Origin of the sequence: Kangiella japonica, assembly GCF_039523535.1 — a bacterium.
Classification (GTDB): domain Bacteria; phylum Pseudomonadota; class Gammaproteobacteria; order Enterobacterales; family Kangiellaceae; genus Kangiella; species Kangiella japonica.
The window spans coordinates 415,732-435,805 of record NZ_BAAAFM010000003.1; the positions used below are offsets into that span (position 1 = coordinate 415,732).

At 43.7% G+C, this 20,074-nt stretch carries 14 protein-coding genes; 2 read left to right on the top strand and 12 right to left on the bottom strand.

Going from position 1 to position 20,074, the window contains the following annotated elements; genetic code table 11:
* Positions 1-2 precede the first annotated feature (2 nt).
* Both ABD128_RS05325 and ABD128_RS05330 read right to left on the bottom strand, forming a co-directional pair.
* Positions 3-3,110 carry an efflux RND transporter permease subunit gene (locus ABD128_RS05325; RefSeq protein ID WP_343987608.1) on the bottom strand — a complete coding sequence of 1,036 codons (3,108 nt, stop codon included), beginning with the start codon at positions 3,108-3,110 and terminating at the stop codon, positions 3-5.
* Positions 3,111-3,115: 5 nt separating this feature from the next.
* A complete protein-coding gene (locus ABD128_RS05330; RefSeq protein ID WP_343987611.1) occupies positions 3,116-4,336 on the bottom strand; it encodes an efflux RND transporter periplasmic adaptor subunit in 1,221 nt (406 codons plus the stop codon).
* A gap of 276 nt (positions 4,337-4,612) precedes the next feature.
* Here ABD128_RS05330 and ABD128_RS05335 point away from each other — a divergent pair, with 276 nt between their 5' ends.
* Positions 4,613-7,429, top strand: coding sequence for a M1 family metallopeptidase (locus ABD128_RS05335; protein ID WP_343987614.1), 2,817 nt, complete (start codon positions 4,613-4,615; stop codon positions 7,427-7,429).
* 57 nt (positions 7,430-7,486) lie between these two features.
* Here ABD128_RS05335 and ABD128_RS05340 read toward each other — a convergent pair whose 3' ends face one another.
* The 3 genes from ABD128_RS05340 to acnA all read right to left on the bottom strand — a co-directional run bounded on the left by ABD128_RS05340 (position 7,487) and on the right by acnA (position 12,806).
* The gene (locus ABD128_RS05340) at positions 7,487-8,692 is read right to left on the bottom strand and encodes an MFS transporter (protein WP_343987617.1); all 1,206 of its coding nucleotides are present in this window, start codon (positions 8,690-8,692) and stop codon (positions 7,487-7,489) included.
* Between the two features lie 79 nt (positions 8,693-8,771).
* Entirely contained in the window at positions 8,772-10,082 is a 1,311-nt protein-coding gene (locus ABD128_RS05345; RefSeq protein WP_343987620.1) for an MFS transporter, read from the bottom strand.
* Between the two features lie 12 nt (positions 10,083-10,094).
* Positions 10,095-12,806: an aconitate hydratase AcnA gene (gene acnA, locus ABD128_RS05350; protein ID WP_343989361.1), complete on the bottom strand. Its 2,712-nt coding sequence runs from the start codon at positions 12,804-12,806 to the stop codon at positions 10,095-10,097.
* A 255-nt stretch (positions 12,807-13,061) separates the two neighbouring features.
* Here acnA and ABD128_RS05355 point away from each other — a divergent pair, with 255 nt between their 5' ends.
* Positions 13,062-14,168, top strand: coding sequence for a phosphoribosylaminoimidazolesuccinocarboxamide synthase (locus ABD128_RS05355; RefSeq protein ID WP_343987623.1), 1,107 nt, complete (start codon positions 13,062-13,064; stop codon positions 14,166-14,168).
* A gap of 34 nt (positions 14,169-14,202) precedes the next feature.
* Here the strand turns inward: ABD128_RS05355 and ABD128_RS05360 are convergent, their stop codons facing one another.
* The 7 genes from ABD128_RS05360 to ABD128_RS05390 form a co-directional block, all read right to left on the bottom strand.
* On the bottom strand, positions 14,203-15,480 hold the full coding sequence (locus tag ABD128_RS05360; protein WP_343987626.1) for a hypothetical protein: 1,278 nt from the start codon (positions 15,478-15,480) through the stop codon (positions 14,203-14,205).
* A gap of 2 nt (positions 15,481-15,482) precedes the next feature.
* Positions 15,483-16,238, bottom strand: coding sequence for an SIR2 family NAD-dependent protein deacylase (locus ABD128_RS05365; protein ID WP_343987629.1), 756 nt, complete (start codon positions 16,236-16,238; stop codon positions 15,483-15,485).
* A gap of 12 nt (positions 16,239-16,250) precedes the next feature.
* A complete protein-coding gene (locus tag ABD128_RS05370) occupies positions 16,251-16,523 on the bottom strand; it encodes a hypothetical protein (protein ID WP_343987632.1) in 273 nt (90 codons plus the stop codon).
* Positions 16,524-16,584: 61 nt separating this feature from the next.
* Entirely contained in the window at positions 16,585-17,217 is a 633-nt protein-coding gene (locus tag ABD128_RS05375; RefSeq protein WP_343987635.1) for a dUTP diphosphatase, read from the bottom strand.
* Between the two features lie 147 nt (positions 17,218-17,364).
* Positions 17,365-18,195: a co-chaperone DjlA gene (gene djlA, locus ABD128_RS05380; RefSeq protein WP_343987638.1), complete on the bottom strand. Its 831-nt coding sequence runs from the start codon at positions 18,193-18,195 to the stop codon at positions 17,365-17,367.
* 23 nt (positions 18,196-18,218) lie between these two features.
* Complete coding sequence (murU, locus tag ABD128_RS05385) at positions 18,219-18,917, bottom strand: N-acetylmuramate alpha-1-phosphate uridylyltransferase MurU (RefSeq protein ID WP_343987641.1); 699 nt, start codon at positions 18,915-18,917, stop codon at positions 18,219-18,221.
* Entirely contained in the window at positions 18,914-19,957 is a 1,044-nt protein-coding gene (locus tag ABD128_RS05390) for an aminoglycoside phosphotransferase family protein (RefSeq protein ID WP_343987644.1), read from the bottom strand. Before ABD128_RS05390 ends, murU begins: the two co-directional genes overlap by 4 nt.
* Positions 19,958-20,074: the final 117 nt, after the last annotated feature.

Here is a 20,074-nt window from a genome sequence, read left to right on the forward strand (position 1 = left end):
AGTTAAGCAACTTTACGTCTAAAGAACTGTTTCACATGAGCCGCTTTGTAATACATCAATGGCACCAATACCAGAGTCACTGCGGTCGATAGCAAGATGCCGAAACCTAGTGATACCGCCATAGGAATGAGGAATTGGGCTTGTGTCGATTTTTCAAAAATTAGCGGCATCAAGCCCGCGAAAGTCGTCAATGAGGTTAACATTACTGGGCGAAGACGTCTTACTCCAGCATGCAAAACCGCATTCTTCAAGCTCTCGCCATGATTCCTGCGTTGTTGGTTAATATAATCCACCAGTACTAGCGAGTCGTTGACCACAACACCTGTTAAAGCCAACATCCCCATCATACTCATAATCGACAACGGCATCCCCATAATCCAGTGGCCAATTGTCGCCATAGCCGCACCAAATGGAATAACTGTCATAACCACAAAAGGTTGCACATAGGATTTAAATGGAATGGCCAGCAAGATATAAATTACAAACAACACGAAGCCCAAGCTGATCATTAAGCTAGCATTTGACTCTTCCTGTTCTCTAGCCTCTCCTTCTAAGCTGAATGAAACGCCAGGATACTTAGAGACGATGGCGGTTGCTTCGTCAATAATCCTACGCTTGATTGCCTCAATATCGGCGTTCACTTTATCGACATCGGCGGTGATGTTTAAAGTTCTCTGGCGATCGATACGATAGATGCTCGATGGACTTTTTCCATAAGAAAGCTCGGCCAGTTGGGAAAGAGGGATTTTGCCACCAGCTGGTGTATCGATCAGTAAGCTGTTTAAGCTTTCCAAACTACCACGCTCTTCTTTCGCTAGTCGTAACATCACGCGCACATCTTCACGACCACGCTGTATTCGTTGAACTTCGACGCCAAAATACGAGCTTCGAACTTGTCGCGCCAAATCACTCAAACTTAACCCCAAAGTTTCTGCTTGGGGTTTAAGCTTGAACTGAATCTCCTGCTTACCTTTGGAGAAACTGTCGGCAATATCAAAGACCCCAGAAATGTCGTTTAAACTTTCTTCAACCTCTTTAGCCGCGCTGTTTAAGCGAGTAATATCCGAGCCTCTAAGCTGGATATCTATTGGGTCGCCACTACGCCCAATTTCGGCGCGGAATGTTAAGGTCTCGACCCCTGGCAATGGACCAATTAACTTACGCCACTCAGACACAACTTCCATGCTAGTTATGTCATCATCGCGGCTTTCAGGAGGCATCATTTCGACCATAACCCGACCGATATTGGATGAAGCAGAGCCGCCCCCCCAAGTCGAACCACTGGATGAGAAGATGTGCTGAATAAGCGACTCACCTTCATCATTTCGATATTTTTCTTTTAGCTTTAAAGCAGCGTTAGTAATTTTCTCAACATAAGAATCGGTTAACTCAAAGGGCGTACCCTCAGGCATCTTCAGCGACACTCGTGCAATTTCACTTTGAATTCGAGGGAAATACACGAAACGCGTTAAACCGCTTGAAATACTCGCCCACACAAGAAGCAAAATTCCGAGAAAAATGACTAAGCTCAACTGCCAGCGGTCAAGTACGAAATCCAAAATAGGCTTATAGAACTTTAGGATAGCGCTTTCAAAACCTTTAGCGAACTTCTGTTGATACTGAATGATTTTATTCGGTTTCTTCTGTTCACGGCGTGGTTTAGTGTGACCAATATGAGCTGGCAGAATTAACTTCGACTCCACCAGCGAAAAGATTAAAACAGGGATCACAATGTATGGAATCTGCGAATAGAAAACTCCCCAGCCACCGCCCATGAAAGCTAGCGGTAAGAAAGCAACCATGGTGGTAATCACACCAAAGGTCACTGGCACTGCAACTTCTTTGGTGCCATCAATTGCAGCGTTTAATGGGCTAGCGCCTTTATTCAGATGATTATAAATATTTTCACCGGTCACAATGGCGTCATCAACCACGATACCGAGCACCAAAATAAAGGCAAATAAGCTGATAAGGTTAACGCTAATCCCTAACTCAGGCATAAAAATCATACCGCCGGCGAATGCAATCGGTATGCCGAGGCTCACCCACATGGCGATACTCGGGCGTAGGAACAGAGCTAATAGCAGTATAACAAGCAAGCCCCCTTGAATCGCGGAACTGACCAGTGTGCTTAGTCGCGCCTCCAAGGGCTTGGCCCGATCACGCCACACGGATAGACTAACCCCAGTAGGGAGAGAACCTTGTTTCGATTCGACAAAAGACTTTACCGTTTCGGAAACATCGATCGTACTTTGTGTACCGGTTCGATAAATTTCTAACTCGATCGACGGCTTGCCATCGAAGCGAGTGTTAATGCTTTCTTCCTCGAAACCATCTCGAACCACGGCCAGATCACCCAACTCCAATATAGTGCCATCTTTTTTTGTTAGAATCGGAATCTGTGTAAATTCATCACGCGTATAAGACTGTCCTTTTAATCTCAACAAGATGTCGCCACGCTCTGAACGCACTTGCCCTGCTGATAAATCCAATGATCGGTTATTCACCGCGTTAGCAATATCCTGCAGTGTTAAGTTATACTCGTTCAGCTGATTTTGGTTAAATTCAATGGCTATTTCATAAGCGCGAACGCCGGAAGTTTCAATTTGGGATAGTCCTGGTAGTGACGCGATTTCTTGCTGAATAATCTCTGCGTAGCGTCTTAAATCCTTTTCCGGCAAGTCTCCACTGATCACCACACTAATGGCTTCTCTGCGTCTTATTGACTGAGATATGATCGGTTTTTCAGCTTCTCTCGGTAACGTATTTAAAGCATCGACGCGTGATTTGACTTGGTCGAGCAAATCTTTAACGTCATAGCCTTCGTCAACTTCAATCGTTACGCGCCCGATACCTTCCGAAGACGTAGAAGATATTTGCTTTATTCCTTCGAGGTCATACACAGCCTCTTCAATTCGGGTCGATACCGTTTGCTCAACTTCTTCCGGCGTAGAACCGCGAAAAGGTACAGAAACATTAATGTAGTCAAACTCAATACTGGGGAACGTCTCTACCGTCACTCGCTTCCACATGGTGAAAGCACCCGCGATAAGAATCACGAACATTAATAAGTTAGCGGCCACGGAGTTCCTTGCAAACCAACTAATCATAGATCTTACTCCACCCCATTAGTTGATTTAGAAGTCAGGCCATCGTTTACACTACGGCTGACCTGGGAGCTTTGTTCATTAACCTTTGCTTTCGCACCATCGGCCACAAAGTTAAGTCGTGATGTCACCACCAAGTCGCCTAGCTCTAACTCAGTTTCAGCGCCATCAGGATCGATAACTGTGTCTTTATCATCTTGCCATAGAATTTTGATATTTTTACGATAGACAGCACCATCAGTAAATTTGAAGACGCGGTTGTCGGAGGTCAGAACCGTTGATGGCACTATCACCACATTCTTTAACAAACGACCTTCAATTTCAGCACTAACGAACTGCCCCACTTTGACCTGTGGATTTTTTTGCAAAAAGTCTTTGGGTAATTTAGCTGTGACATACCATTGGCGCGTATCTTTATCGATGACGCTATCGCTTCTGTCCAGTGGCACAATCCAAGACTCTGTATTACCCGCAAAATCAGCCTGGAGTTTTACTTGAGCAGGCTCACCATCCCCAGACTTTAAAAACTGTACTTTATTACTCGCCACTGGCAAGCGAACTTCCAATGAGTCACTTGCAAAAATCTCTGCCACTGGCTTATTGCTATTAATCAATTCACCTTCACTGACTAAGCGCTTTACAATGTAACCATCATAAGGTGCCACCACTTGCGTACGGCTCAACGCTAGCTTTGCTTTTTCTAAGCGCGCAATGGCTGCGTCTAGCTTTGCTTGAGCCGATGCCATTTGTGGCTCGCGCAATACTAATGAGTTGGCCTTTTTGTTAGGGTTTATTTTTTTCCAGTCTTTAAGCGCCTGCTCTGCTCGCGCTTTTTCTTCATTCAGCGCTAACCGAGCATTTGCCACCTCAGCTCGAGCTATTCGAACTTCAATTTGGTAATCACGATCATCGATTTGCAGTAACTTTTGTCCTTTCTTAATAGGCAAACCTGTTTTAAAGTTAGGAGCGACAGCAATTACCTGACCTGAAACCTGAGCCACTAACTGACTCGAAGTTGCGGCTTCTATATTGCCATAAGAGTCAATAAAGACTTGGTAATCGGTAAACTCCACAGGCTCTACATTAACCATTTCCACGCGCTCAGGCGCTTTGCGGCTAAAGGCTTTCGGCTTGCTGCTGGTCATCATATTAACCACAATAATGACAGCCACTAGAAGTGCGATAGGTAATATTGTGGAAAACCACAGGTTTTTCTTTTTACTGCTCATAACTCAATGCTTATAAGTTTTTGAAAATAAAGGATTAATGCAGAATCCGTGCTTGCTCTTTAATGTAGCGCCTACAGTGTAAACATTTCGTCGTCATCCTACTCTTAAGTATAGCTTTATAAATGTAACAAAATATTTCTCCTGAATTTGTAAAACCATTTAAAGCGCAAAATTGCGCTTCAACGCCGACTTTTGACAACAAATCTAGTCGCAAAACCATATTTTATGTATGCTATGGACTCTTATAATTAGGATAGGTCTACTTTGGGGTAAACTATGAAATATCAGTGGTTTATAGCAACATTTTTGTCGCTTGTAGTCATCAGTGGTTGTGAGCAGGAAGAGGTACAAAAGCAAGAAGTTGTAGAGGCGAATACAACGGTCATTAAATCGCTTAAAGAACAGCAAAGTGAGCAATTAGAGCAGGAAAAGGAAACGCCAACCGCCGACTCTCTAGAGTCAAACTATCCAGACGATATCCCAACAGGGCGTTTACCCGCGGGGATTCAGCCCACAGCCTATAATATTCATTTAAAGGTCGATCCTGATAAACCAAGCTTCACGGGTACGGTAACAATTCAGTTAAATATTGACGAACCGACGTCACATATCTGGCTCCATGGTCGTGATATTACCGCTAAAAACGTCACGCTTACTATCAAGGGGCAAACGCCCTTAAGCGCGACTTATGAAGAGTTGGATGTTACTGGTGTGGCTAAACTCAGCTTCGAGGAAGTGATTCCTGTGACCACAGCTGAATTAGTGATAGATTACGAAGCCCCTTTTAATGAAGCTTTAGAAGGCTTATATCGTGTAAAAGACGGTGATTTAAATTACGCTTTCACTCAGTTTGAAGCGACAGCTGCTCGATTAGCCTTTCCAAGCTTTGATGAGCCGGCCTTCAAGGTTCCATTTACCTACAGCATGACCGTCCGTAACGAACATAAAGCCTTTACCAATACGCCTGCTATCTCTGAAACGGATCTTGGTAATGGTTGGAAGAAAATAGTTTTCGCCAAGTCTAAACCTTTACCAACCTACTTAATTGCCTTTGCCGTTGGCGACTTTGATGTGGTTGAATGGCAAGACATTCCAGAATCGGATGTGCGAAACTTTAGCATTCCTTTACGCGGTATCGCGACTAAAGGCAAAGGCCACCGCTTAACTTACGCGCTCAAAAACACCAAAGACATCCTCAATGGCTTAGAGCAATATTTCCAAATACCCTACCCTTATAAAAAGCTCGATATAGTCGCGGTGCCAGACTTTAACGCTGGTGCTATGGAGAATGCCGGGTTAATTACCTACAGAGAGCAGCTGCTACTATTCGATAACACCATTTCCTTAAGCCAAAAACGTGCATACATGAATGTGCATGCACACGAGTTAGCACACCAATGGTTTGGTAACTTAGTGACGCCAGTTTGGTGGGACGATATTTGGCTCAACGAAGCTTTCGCTACGTGGATGGCGCACGTTTCTAACGACAAGGTTTATCCAGAGCAGAAATTTAAACAAGCACTACTCGATCGCTCTTTGAACGTGATGAGTTCTGATAGCTTAATAAGTGCACGCCAAATCCGCCAACCGATTGAAAGTAATCATGACATTCAGTCTGCTTTTGATGGTATTACCTACTCCAAAGGTGGCGGCGTTCTAAGCATGATTGAGGCGTTTCTTGGCCCTGAAAACTTTAGAGCCGGCATTCAAAACTACATGAAGAAGTTTGAGTTCGGAAACGCTACCGCTCAAGACTTTATTACCGCGATTGGTGAAAAGTCACCTGACATACCACTTGAAACGATTCAGCAGGCTTTTAACAGCTTCCTAGAGCAGCCAGGGATTCCATACCTTAGGGTCGAATTAAGTTGTGATGAGTCGAATAACAGCAGCGTCGCTATCGAGCAGTCTCGCTATTTACCGATTGGCTCGAAAGGCTCCACTGACCAAACTTGGAAAGTGCCCGCTTGCTTTAAATACGCCATCGATGGCAACGAACATCAGTTGTGCCAAGTATTAGATCAAAAACAGCAGACGATTGAACTCCCTGAGCAAGGTTGCCCTGCTTACTTTATGCCTAATGCAGATGGTGCTGGTTATTACCGCTTTAGCATGAGTAGCGACGGCTGGCAGTCACTGTTAAATCATAAAGAAAGTTTAAATACTCGCGAGATGATGTCTCTCAATAATAGTTTATTAGGCGCCATCAACGCTGGTAATTTATCTTTTACGGATCTGGTAAAAGTGGCCCCTCGAATTATATCGTCGGACTCAGAAGCGATTGCTATGGGCCCAAGTAGCTTACTCAGTTTTGCCTATAACAAAATCCTCCAAGATGAGGAGCAAAAGGCAAAGCTTGCGAAGCTAAGTCGTGATCTTTATGGTCCAAGACTTACCGAGCTCGGTCTTGAAACTAAAAAGATGGATAGCGTAAATACGATTCAATTGCGTAATTCGTTGATTGAGTTTTTAGCGCAAGAGGGTGAAGACAAGGTAGTTCGTCAATACTTAACTACTATGGCAGTATCTTATACAGGTTATAAAGAAGACGGAAATCTTCACCCCGATAAAGCTGATAGTAACACCATAAATTTAGCGCTTAAAGTTGCTGTAGAAGACTTAGGAACGCCTTTCGCTAAACACCTAAAGATGCTTTTTGACTCCTCAAACGATGGCACAGTCCGTGGTCGCTTATTGAATGGTTTAGGCTCAGTCAAAGATCCTGAGTACGCCACAGAGTTACGTGAATTAATATTGTCCGAGTCGTTAAGGGATAATGAGATTTACTCGATACTTGTTGGTCAACTGAATATTGATGCACTCCAGCAGCCAATGTGGGACTGGTTCAAAAAGAATTTTGAAGGCGTTAAAGGGCGTGTACCACCTTTCGGTCAAAACCGATTACCGGTAGTAGGTCGCTTCTTCTGCTCCGCTCCAATGAAACAAGAGTTTGAGCAGTTCTTTAGCCCTATCGTTAAAGAGCTCGCCGGCGCTCCACGGGCCTATCAACAAAGCATCGAGTCGATTGAGCTTTGTATGGCGCAAGTGAAGTACCATCAAGCCGATGTTAAAGAATACTTAAGCAAGCAGTAATTCTGATATTCAGACAAAAGAAGCGCTCTTTATGAGCGCTTTTTTATATCCCCATTCTTACTCTGTATGCTTCTCCGCCAGCAATTTCTTCTGAATTAACAAGCTCGCAACAACGCCGTAGCCGATAGCGAAAGTCAAAAATGTTTCAATACTGTCAAAGAGTGAAAATAAATAAGGCGCAATGCCTGTAGATATAATCATTGTCGCCGAGACCAGCGCTCGAATAGCACCAAGGTGGGTGCTACCAAACACTTCGGCGTAGAAAGAGTTAATGACCGGACCACTAGATGCCACCGTCAAACCTGCCAACACCATAAAGGCTATTAACCATAGCTTGTCCTGCCCTACATAAAGGCAAACCATACCTGCTACTAACGGCAGCAAATACCAACGCATATAGACACGCGGGTGCGAAGTATCCACCAAGGGTCCCGTCGCAATGGCACCGACAAAATGAATTAGGCCATACATCATCAGTCCAATGGAAAGCCAGTCCAATGTCCATCCCTTGCCATCAATTAGTAGGGTTTGATGAAAAAAGAGTCCTGTAATTAAAAACGCAGGTGCGATGATAGCTGGCAGAACCACCCAAAAACGCCAATCTGCCATAACTTCCGTGCGAGACCAGTCTTTGGTGATCGTCTTTTCATCATTCGATTCAGACACTTCATGCACAGGCACTAAATCGGCCTTCTTAAGCAACCACAATAACAGTGGGAATATCACCACCAAAGCAATGGTAGCGTAGGTCATCCAGCTCGCAGTGTGCCCATAATTTTTAAGCAATATCACCGCAATAATAGGCATCACCATTTCACCAAACGCCATGCCTTGTAGTGACAAGCTTACTGCTTTACCACGGTGTTTTGGGATGTATCGCATTAATGTGGTAACAGCAATATGCGTCATCAAACCCTGACCACACAGACGAATACCGAGATACGAAAAGAACAACGTGACAAGATTCGAGCTATTCGCAAACAACACACAAGAAGCAATTAACCCTAAGATCACGATAGACATGAATTTCTTAACTTCAATATCATCTATCTTGGCGCCAACAAAAAATATGGTAAAACCACTAATTAATGTCGCGAGGGAATAAACAAGGCTTAAGCTATCCTTTTCCAATAAAAGGTTGCCAATAAGATCTTTGTTAAAAAGCGAAATAAAAAAGGTTTGCCCCAAGTTTCCTACAAAAACACAGAGAAAACCGAACAAAAGCAAATACTTATTACTTTTAACAAATTGCAGGTAGTTCATGGCTTATGCCGTGACTATTAAAAAATGTGGTGGGCATTATACTCTTAGCGAGATTATGTTACAGCCCACCCAAAATTAATTACTGCTGAACCTCTTTCAGTCCTAATGCCAATAGCGCGGCAAAAAAGCACATAACCGCCATAACGCCGAGCACTACAATATTGCCAAAATATTGGGCTATGGCGCTGAAGCCAACGCCGGTCAGCAAGATAAGTCCTATAATGGTGTTGGACAGTGCGGTGTATGCGGCGCGATTTTCTGCGGTGGCCATATCGACTAAATGGGTTGAGCGGCCGAGACGTACGCCGTGGTAAGCAATCATTAAAACAAACAGTAGTATTGCTAAAACAAGACTTTGACCTATCAGATCATAATAAGCACAAACCACAGTTGCGGTTAACGCTATAGTCGCTACTACTGAAGAAAACAATAATACCTTACGACTCGATTTATCGGCTAACCAGCCCCAAACATAGCTGCTTAAAAAGCTTGCCAAAGATGAAGCCAAAACGAGTGCGCCTAACCCCCCAAGCATTGAGTCTAGATTTTCAATACCGCCAGAGCCATTTAGAGTCACCATAAAAGGTGGCGCTAAGGCCGTAGCAATAAGCAGTGCACGAACGCTGATGAATAATAATAGCTGTTTGTCTTTTAGCAGAGCGAGGTTTTCTTTGGCAACAGTTAATGGGTTGCCGCCGCCCTCCGTCGCACCGGAGGCTTCCTCTAGCTTTGTGAACATTAAACTGGCAAAAATCCACAAAGTTGCTGCTGAGCCTAGCGCAATCAATACTAAGGTCATGCGTTCAACGTAGTCTGAAGCTAAAACCAGACCGAAGATTATGACAGCTGCCGAAGCGACACTTGCGGCGAGTCCGGTGACTTTGCCTCGCATGGATTTTGAAACTGTTTTACCGAGCACATCTTTGTAAGACACGGAGCATACGCTGCGTGCAATAGCTAAAACACCCAGCAGGCTGACAATAACTATCCCAGCGGTTTGGCCTTTAAGAAAAATAGCACTTAATAATATGCCGACAACCGATAAACCTTGTACAAGGCTACCTAGTGCCCACGCCCACTTACGCTGTGGTAAACGTCGTAACGCACCCGCCGTAAACAGTTGTGGCAGTAAAGCTCCAGCTTCACGAATAGGAACTAAGAGACCCACTAGAAACGTTGATGCGCCCAAGGCAGAAAGTAACCAGCTCAGGATAAGTTTTGGATCAATCAGCCCATCAGCGACCTTAGTAGCCGCTAACGAGATGACATGTGTTGTGACATTTTTAGGCTGATGGTCGCAGGCCTGCTCGGGAATATCTTTGCAGACCCGCCCATCGTCGCCACTGTTGATAGCCTCGTAAACCTGTTCAACGGTGGACTCTTTTGACATGCGTCTTAATCCTTATCCTTTTCTAATAAAGTCTCTTAAGACGTAATGCAGAATACCGCCATTTCTGTAGTATTCCAGCTCGACTTTCGAGTCTAAGCGCGACAAGGCTTCAAAAGTTTTAACTTTGCCATCGCTTGATTTCGCTTCGACTTCAAAGGTTTGGTTCACTTCGAGACCACCTGATTTACCTTTGATGGTGAAACTCTCTTCACCCGTTAAGCCCAAGGTTTCAGCGTCTTCACCATTTGCAAACTCTAATGGCAAGACACCCATACCAACTAAGTTACTACGATGAATTCGCTCGTAGCTTTCTGCGATGACGGCTTTGATCCCTAACAAAGTTGTACCCTTGGCCGCCCAATCTCGCGATGAACCGCTACCGTACTCTTTACCCGCCAAAACGATTAACGGTGTGTTTTCCGCTTTGTATTTTTGCGCCGCATCAAACACTGTCATAGTTTCGCCAGTAGGAATATAACGAGTATAACCACCCTCTTTATCCACCAGCTGGTTCTTGATGCGAACGTTAGCAAAAGTACCGCGCACCATGACCTCGTCGTTACCGCGACGAGAACCGTAAGAGTTAAACATACGAGGTTCGATACCACGACCTTTTAGATACTGACCCGCTGGCGAATCTTCAGAGAAGCCACCTGCTGGCGAAATATGGTCTGTCGTAATCGAATCACCTAATTTCAAAAGAACTTTCGCGCCTTCAATATCTTTTGGCTCATCAAGCTCAGGTTTAAGTCCTTGGAAGAATGGTGCTTGCTTGATGTAGGTCGACGAGTCATCCCACTGATAAACCTTATCTTTGGACACTTCCATCTCACGCCACTGTTTATTACCATCGAAAATTTTGCCATAGTTTTTCGCAAAATCTGCTGGTGTTAAAACTTTCGCCATAATCTCCTGAATTTCTTCGTTTGATGGCCACAAGTCTTTAAAGTAAACAGGCTTGCCCTCTGGTGTATGCGCGACTGGCTCACTGTCGAAGTCAATGTCGACGCGTCCAACTAACGCATAAATCACCACCAACATAGGCGACATGAGGAAGTTCATCTTAACGTCTGGGTGAACGCGCGCTTCAAAGTTTCGGTTGCCTGATAACACCGAAGCTACCACTAAATCGTTCTCGGTCACCGCTTTGCCGATTGCGTCTGGCAAAGGTCCAGAGTTACCAATACATGAAGTACAACCATAACCTACTAAAAAGAAGTCTAGCGCCTCAAGATCATCCATAAGACCTGAGTTTTCTAAATAGTCGGTCACCACTTTAGAACCCGGAGCCAGCGAAGTTTTGACCCATGGCTTAACTTTTAGGCCCAGTTCATTGGCTTTTTTCGCAACCAAACCTGCACCAATCATGACGCTTGGGTTTGATGTGTTGGTACACGAAGTAATCGCAGCAATAGAAATCGAACCATCGTGCAGCTGATAATCCTGATCGCTATCTTTATCATCAACCACGATAGTCTTTAACAAGCCTTTATCGTTATCGGCTGGGCTACGATCTTCCAATTGTTGATACTGGCGACCATAGTTCAATTCCATCAAGGATTTAAACTGTGCTTTTAAGTTGCTAATCGCAATTTTGTCTTGTGGACGCGACGGACCCGAAGCAGTCGGCACTACCGTACTTAAATCCAGTTCAACGACACTGCTGTACTCAATATCATCTTCGTTTTCACGCCATAACATATTGTTCTTGGTATAGGCTTCTACGCGCTCGATAGTCTCTTCACTGCGATTGGTGTCGCGCATATAATCTAATGTGCGATCATCAATCGGGAAGTAAGTCACGGTACAGCCGAACTCAGGCGACATGTTAGAAATAGTCGCACGGTCTGTTACCGTTAAATGGTCAAGACCTTCGCCAAAGACTTCAACAAACTTACCGACCACACCATGCTTACGCAGTAGTTCAGTAATCGTCAGCACCATATCGGTAGCCGTGGTGCCGATAGGTAATTTACCTGTCAGCTTCAAACCGACCACTTCCGGCATGATAAAGAAAATCGGTTGCCCAAGAATGGCAGCCTCAGCTTCAATACCACCAACGCCCCAGCCGACAACACCAATACCGTTAACCATCGGCGTGTGTGAGTCAGTACCCACTAACGTATCAGGGAACAAAGCGCCATCGCGCTCGACCACGCCTTGAGCTAAATACTCAAGGTTTACTTGGTGACAAATCCCCATACCTGGTGGCACCACCGTGAAATTATCGAAAGCCGTCTGCGCCCACTTCAAGAACTGATAACGCTCTTGGTTGCGCTCGTACTCCATATCAATGTTTTTATCTAAAGAGTTCTTGTCGCCATAGAAATCAACTTGAACCGAGTGGTCAATGACCAAGTCTACGGGAATTAAAGGATTAACTTTCTTGCCATCCACACCGTGTCGGCTCGCTTCCGCACGAACTGAGGCCAAGTCGACCACCGCTGGAACCCCCGTAAAGTCCTGCATCAAAACTCGCGCAGGCTTATAAGGCACTTCTTTTTTTTCAGGGTTTGGCTTCCAATTTAATAGAGTGTCCACATGATCGCCAGTAACAGCTAGCCCATCATGGTTTCTCAGTGCGTTCTCAAGAAGGATTCGAATAGAAAATGGCAGTTTCTTAATGCCGTGGCCTTGTGCCTCTAGATCTTTGAGGCTCCAAATATCAAAATCTTTACCATTGACTGATAAAGATTTCTTACAATCAATTACCTTGTCGCTCATCATGGGCTCCCTTGTAATTACAATAATAAAATCAAAGAATTAAATTATTTTCACGCTACTCATCACTATACCTTAGTTACTTAATAACATAAAATTTAGACTGTCAAATTACTAAAAATATTGCTTAAAACTCATACAATTCGTGGAGAACGTCACGATTTCTGGTATTATTGCGCTCTTAAATTTGGTGTTGAGAAATCTTCTAACACCGTAGGACCCTGTGTCATTAACTGAATAGCACAATAGGACTACTCCATGAGCCTCGCGGGAAAAGTTTTAGCCGTTAATAACGATCTACCGATCCGTACCGATCAACCAGTTCATAGCGGTAAAGTCCGCTCAGTTTACTGGCTAACCAAAGAAGACAGCGCACGCTTAATCAAGGAACGCGGCTACGACGTCGTTGCTGACGCACCGCTCGCCATTATGGTCATCAGTGACCGTATTTCTGCATTCGACGCCATCTGGCACGGCGAAGGCGGTATGCACGGTGTACCTGGCAAGGGCGCAGCCCTAAACGCTATCTCAAACCACTGGTTTAAGCTATTCCGCGAAAACGGCCTAGCCGATAGCCATATCCTTGAAATTCCACACCCGTTTGTCTGGATTGTACAAAAAGCCAAGCCGGTAAAGATCGAAGCGATTGCTCGCCAATACATCACAGGCTCAATGTGGCGCGCTTACGCCAAAGGCGAACGTGAATTTTGTGGTATAAAACTCCCTGACGGCCTTGAAAAAGACCAAAAGCTTGATGAGTTATTAATCACTCCATCAACTAAAGGCATTCTAAAAGGTATCCCTGGCGTACCTGAAGCGGACGACGTCAACGTCACTCGTAAAAACATCGAAGATAACTACGAATCCTTTGCGTTCCGTCGTAAAGACGATATCGACTTGTACGAAAAGCTACTCAAAGAAGGCTTCGAACTTATCAGCAACGAACTTGCCAAACTAGATCAAATGTTTGTCGATACCAAATTTGAATTTGGTTACGTCACCGACAAAGCCGGCAACGAAAAACTGATCTACATGGACGAAGTGGGTACGCCAGACTCATCACGAATCTGGGATGGTCAAGCTTTTCGTGAAGAAGGCAAAATAGTCGAGAAATCGAAAGAAGGCTTCCGTCAGTTCCTACTGAACCATTTCGAAGATCCAGACATTCTGTTGAACAAAGATCGCATGGACGAACGTCAAGCATTAGCTCGTAACAACGAACTACCCACAGAAGCACTGATGAATCTTTCGAGAACCTACTTAGATATCGCTGAAAAAGTTACTGGTGAAAAGATCGAATTATCGGAAAATCCAAAAGCAGAAATCATCCAAATCTTAAAAAACGAATTTAAGTTGGTTGATTAAGATTTGGAGACTAAAAGGCAGGGTACCCCGCCTTTTATCTTATATAAAACTCCTTATAACCTGGAACCAAATGAAACTTTGGAGCCTCATCATATAGATCATAAAGTTGACTAAAAGCAGGGAATATTTGACTAATTTTTGACTCAAGGTCTACTTTGATAAAGCAAGGTAGAGTAGCATTTTTATTGTTCAGCTTGAAGATATCAGGATACTTCAACTTTTTTAGAGTCTGAAAACAGAATTGTTCACTTTTAAGCAAGTTTCTATTAAATGATGATGTCATCATAAAAATTTCTGAGTCAAAAAAACATTGGTTCTTAAGTTGTTCTTGAGTTATACCAAACTCATTAATGTTTGTAAGTCTAACTCCAAGCTTCATAAGCACTGTATGTATAAAGTTTATTGGTTTTTTACATATGGTTTCCCTCAATTTCAGCTTTTCTTCATCATCACAAGTAATATAATGACCATAGGAAAACAGTATTAATTTAAATAAGAAAGCAGCTCTAGAGCTGCCTCTTCTTAACTCCGCTGATAGCAATCTACCAAGTTCTTTATTCAAGCAAGTACGCTCAACAATATTAGCAAATTTTGATAACGGAATGGCTTCAACATTTAAAGATAAGTCGACAAATGATTTGAATAACCTTAAAAATGATTCTAGTGGTAAAAAGTTAAAGTGCTTCCTTGCAAGAAAAAGAAATAATTTGTACTCGATGTCATTAGAGCTAATTAAAAAATCATTAAACTCCTCTTCAATATCACTCCCACTATACCCGTCAACTGACTTAACCAACTCTAAAGCTATTAAAATCTCGCTTGCAATAGCATTACACTCTAACAGCGCAAGCATACTTGTAGGAACCTTGGCTGTAACCTCACCTCCCTCATTGTAAAAAAGAACGGAGATATAAACTCCATATTCATTGTCGTACTCAATAGCATGCTCAATTTTAAAGTTAAGACTTAAACTTTCTCCAGCACCGTCGTTCAGCTCATGATGCAAACTGAGCTCTGAAAGATTCAATTGAAGGACTTCTCCTCTTTGATTGCTTTGTTCAACCAGGTAAAGATTTTTCCTATAATTAAACTCTGCGCCCCAAATAGTTGTTGTGGAATCTAAAAAATGTGTGATTTCATGGACGATAGTCCTTATGTCACTTAGATCACTCTTTGTTATTTTATTTTGAGACACTTCCTTGAGCTCAGTCAAAAAGCTCAAATCCCTATTATTTAATTTTATTATATTAATTTCATGAGTAGCGAAATCATAACTACCATGGAGTTCGTATGATTTTATACTTTTTGACATAGCTAAATATTTCCTAATAACCAAACTAAGACATAAGACGATTTCTCAATAACATTTAAATCCACCACCGAACTCTTTGTTGGCTCTGGGTTAATTTCTATGACTTTTGCGCCTTGGCTTTTGGCGAGGGCGGCGAGTCCGGCGGCGGGATAAACTTGGCTAGATGTTCCGACGGATAAAAAGAGGTCGCAGGAGTAAGAGGCGCTTTCGGCATCGTGCCACGCTTGTTCGGGAAGAGCTTCGCCGAACCAGACGACTGAAGGGCGAATTTGGCCAGCACATTCGGGACACTCGATAACACTCTCAACCCCATCTACATCACCTTGATACTCAGCGCAACACTGCAGGCAATGATTGCGCCAGATATTGCCGTGAAGCTCGATAACGTCTTCCGAGCCACCAGCTTGATGTAGTCCATCGACGTTTTGCGTAATTAGTGTCACGTTTTGTTGCTTTAAACCAAGAGATTTAGACTCTTGCCATTTAGCAATGGCTTTGTGAGCATCGTTAGGTTCTTTTTCTTTAAGTTCATCACGACGCCATTGGTACCACTGCCAGACTAAATTTGGATCTTCTAGGAAACCATCAATACTCGCCATTTTCTGCGGATCGTATTGGCTCCATAGGCTTTCTTTGGTTTCATCTTTATAGGCTCTAAATGTAGCAACGCCGGATTCCGCAGAGACTCCGGCGCCTGTTAAAATGGTAACTCGTTTAGCGTTTTGAATTAACGCTAAGATTTCAGGTTCGATATCCATATCGCTAGCTAACTACTCTATTGAAAGGCCACTAAAATCAAAGCGAGTATCGATGACTTCGCCTTCTGCACCAGTGGCTTCTAATGCTTTGAGATAACGTTCAGCAGTTTTCGAGTCTACGTTAGTTTTTACATCGCGCGGCTCTTCCGCTGTAATTTCTAATAGTCGCTTAGCCACTTTTTGTTCGATCCCAAAAAGCTCTGCTAAGTCTTGCTCGATGTAATACTTTCCTTTGTCTGAATCTTCATACCCTTTTAATACAACTTTATGAGTACATTCTGACATGATTTCTCCAGTATTTTTTATTATCTTAAGAATCGTTTGCTAACAATAGTTAAACCCTAGTTTACTTTAAAACTGAATATCTATCAGCGAGCCCTTTATAAACTTGGTCTTTTAAATCTTCATGCGTCGGGTCAAGCGCATTTAAAATTTCAACTAGAACTTCGTTATCTTCCTGCCCGTTCCATTCTTTTATATAAGAGCCGTCTTTATAACCATTATCCTGGCGGAAAAAGTTAAGCGTATTTTTACCAACGTAACTTTTAAATAACTCTTCAAAAGGCATTTCGATTTGCGCCATACATCCTGCAAAACTTGTGCCGTCAAAGTGTTGATACAGCACCGCTTGTCCCGCTAAAACTTCCAGGGTTTGCTTGAAGTCATCTTTAACTAATGGCTCTAACATTTCACCTGCGAGTTCTTCTGCAATTTCCTCAAACGACAATCCTCCGTCGATGCGTGAGCTTAAGCCAAAGTGAAAAATATCAACTAGCTCCATCTTGACTTGATCAACATCTGGCTTTTGATGCTTCCACCATTTCCAACCAAAGTGCTCTAGCATTTCCGCGCATTCAATCCAGATTGCACGATACCACTCATAGTTTTGATCAAACCATTTCTCATGAACTTTCGTGTTCATCGCATGCTGCATTTCCAGCATCGTTGCGATTTGCTTTACCATTAATTCTTTATTCATTCAATTCTCTATACTTTTAAGTTATTTTCAATGTCGCTCAGCACTCAATTACAAACACTCGTAAAACGTTACGAACGAAGGAAGTGCGAGGCAAATTAAAAATTGTAATTAACAAAGTAATCGCAAGTCCAAGTAGCTTAGACTTTATTACCAATTTTTATGTTTTTTAATTAACTCATACGCCGACTTAATTTCCTGCGTCTTCTCCGTCGCCATCTTAATCATCTCTTCTGGCAAACCTTTTGCCACTAACTTATCAGGATGGTGCTGTGACATTAATCGGCGATACGCTCTTTTAACCGTTTTTTCATCGTCCGAGCTTTTAACGCCGAGCACTTGATATGCCTGCTCGACACTTGGTGCGCTCGGCGCTTCGTACTGAGCTCCACCATGCCCACCACCTGTTTGACCTTGCTGAGAATATTGATGGAAACCTTGCTGCGCTTGCACCATTTTGATCAGCTGGTCGATCATAAAGCCAGCAAAGCCAAGGTGCTTACCCACTCGATGCAAAATAGCTCGCTCATGCGCATGGATGGTGCCGTCGGCCAAGGCCATAGTGATTTGCACCTCTAGGAACATCTGCATCAAATTACGGCGACGATGACACTCTTGTTTAAACTGAGTCAGCACTGCCTCTAGGTCGAAGCTACTGGATTTACCTTGCTGAAACAAATCAATCGCGAACTTTCGCGCATCCTGATCGAGTCCCATGCGTTGCATTACATTTTCCGCATGGCGGATTTCGTTCTGCGTCACAGTGCCATCGGCTTTTGCAATATGCCCCATGGTGGCGAAGGTCGCTGTGAAAAATGCGGCCTGCACTCTTTCTTGATCGCCAGGAGCGTATCGCTCTTGATAATCGTCACTTCGTTTATCTAGTTGATGTCCTAATACAGCGCCAATGATTGCGCCAATCGGGCCTCCGGCAAGGGAAAACCCTAGGACACCGCCAATTACTTTACCAAACCAACTCATGCGTTATTTTCACCGTTTTTGGATTATATTTTTCCATCGTACTCGATGGTATTAATGCGTCTTTGGAAGCTTTGATTCAAATTCTTCAAACGCTCTGGCGTGCCGATATCATGCCATTTCCCATCGAATAACTCTCCTGTTACCTGCGCTTCCACCATTAATTCTCTCAATAAAGGCGCCAGTGGCAAAGGTTCGTCTTCTTTCAAATCTTTAAACACCTCTGGCTGATACACCCCAATGCCGGAGAATGTCGCGCGATTTTCACCTTCAGCAATAACTAAACCATCATCGCGCAAGAAAAAGTCTCCCTGGGGGTTATGCTCTGGATTCGGCACCAATACGATATGCGCCAACTTTGTCGGCTGCTGTAGTAGTTTTTCGTAATCATATTCGCTCCAGACATCACCGTTGACGACGATAAAAGGCTGCTCATCAAAAAAGTCTAATGCTTTCCGAATACCTCCCGCGGTTTCTAGGGCGGTAGGCTCATGAGAAAAGGTAAGATTTACTCCCCAGTAGGCGCCATCGCCTAGATATTCAGGGATTTGATCACCGAGCCACGAGGTATTAATTAGAATGTCTTTAATTCCAGCGTCTTTTAGGGCTTCGATATGCCACTCGATTAGCGCTTTACCATCCACTTTTAGCAGTGGCTTAGGATGCGCGTCGGTCAATGGCCGCATTCTTTCACCACGCCCGGCGGCAAGGATCATCGCTTTCACAGAGTTACCCCCTGCTTTTGTTCAAAAGCTGGTACCACTTTTTCTTTGAGCCAATGGTAAAATTCAGACATTGCTGGGTATTTCTCTGCTTGCTGAAGAATATAAGTAAGGGTTAGCGGGATATCTTTCAAGTAACCCTCTTTACCATCACGGTAATTCAAGCGACAGAAAATCCCTGCGACTTTGATATGGCGCTGTAACCCCATCCAATCGAACCATTGAATAAATTTGTCCTTTTCTAATACTGCAGGCGAACGTTCGAGGTAATAATCAACCCAGTTATCAACCTGCTCTGGCGACCACTTAATATAACAATCCCTCAATAACGACAACAGATCATAGGTTAAAGGACCGCGTACCGCATCTTGAAAATCAATAATGCCTGGCGATTCAGTAGGGCCACAATCCATGATATTCCGCGAGTGATAATCGCGATGCACAAAGACCTGTGGCTGCGTCTGGGCACTTTTGATTAAATGATTAAATGTGGTGTCTATAAGCCGATGCTCTACAGTGGATAACACCAAGCCAAGGTGCCTTTGTAAAAACCAGTCTCGAAACAGCTCCATTTCTGCTCGTAGCATAATTTCATCATAATCAGGGAGGCTTGTGGAGTGCGTTTGCTGAATCTTAACCAAGCTGTCTATTGCTCTACGGTACAAGTTATCCGCAATAGCGATATTTTTCGACGCTTGCGCTTCTTCTAGCAGAGGTAGGTATAAGCGGTCACCTAAGTCACTCAAGAGCATAAATCCCTGCTCAAAATCCTTTGCCAGTACACGAGGCGCATTCACTCTTTCGAGTAATTGCGCGACTTTTACGAATTGTCGGCTATTTTCATGCTCAGGAGGCGCGTCAACGGCTATCCAGCTTTGTCCACTAGCAGCATCAGACCATCGGAAGTAGCGCCTAAAACTGGCGTCTCCTGAGACCATCGACCACTGGAACGTTTCTGCAGAGTGGCTTGCAACGCCAACCAAAGCGACAATTTGTTGCTTTGACCACTCTTTAAGTTGGCTTTGACGACTATCTTTTGTCATTATTAATTTTCAATCTGCCTCGTAAGCGTTTATCATTAGGTCTTTATAACTGATGTCAGTTACAAAGCGTAAGCCCTTGAATCAACGGGCTGTTTATTTTGTGACCAACCCGAAAAA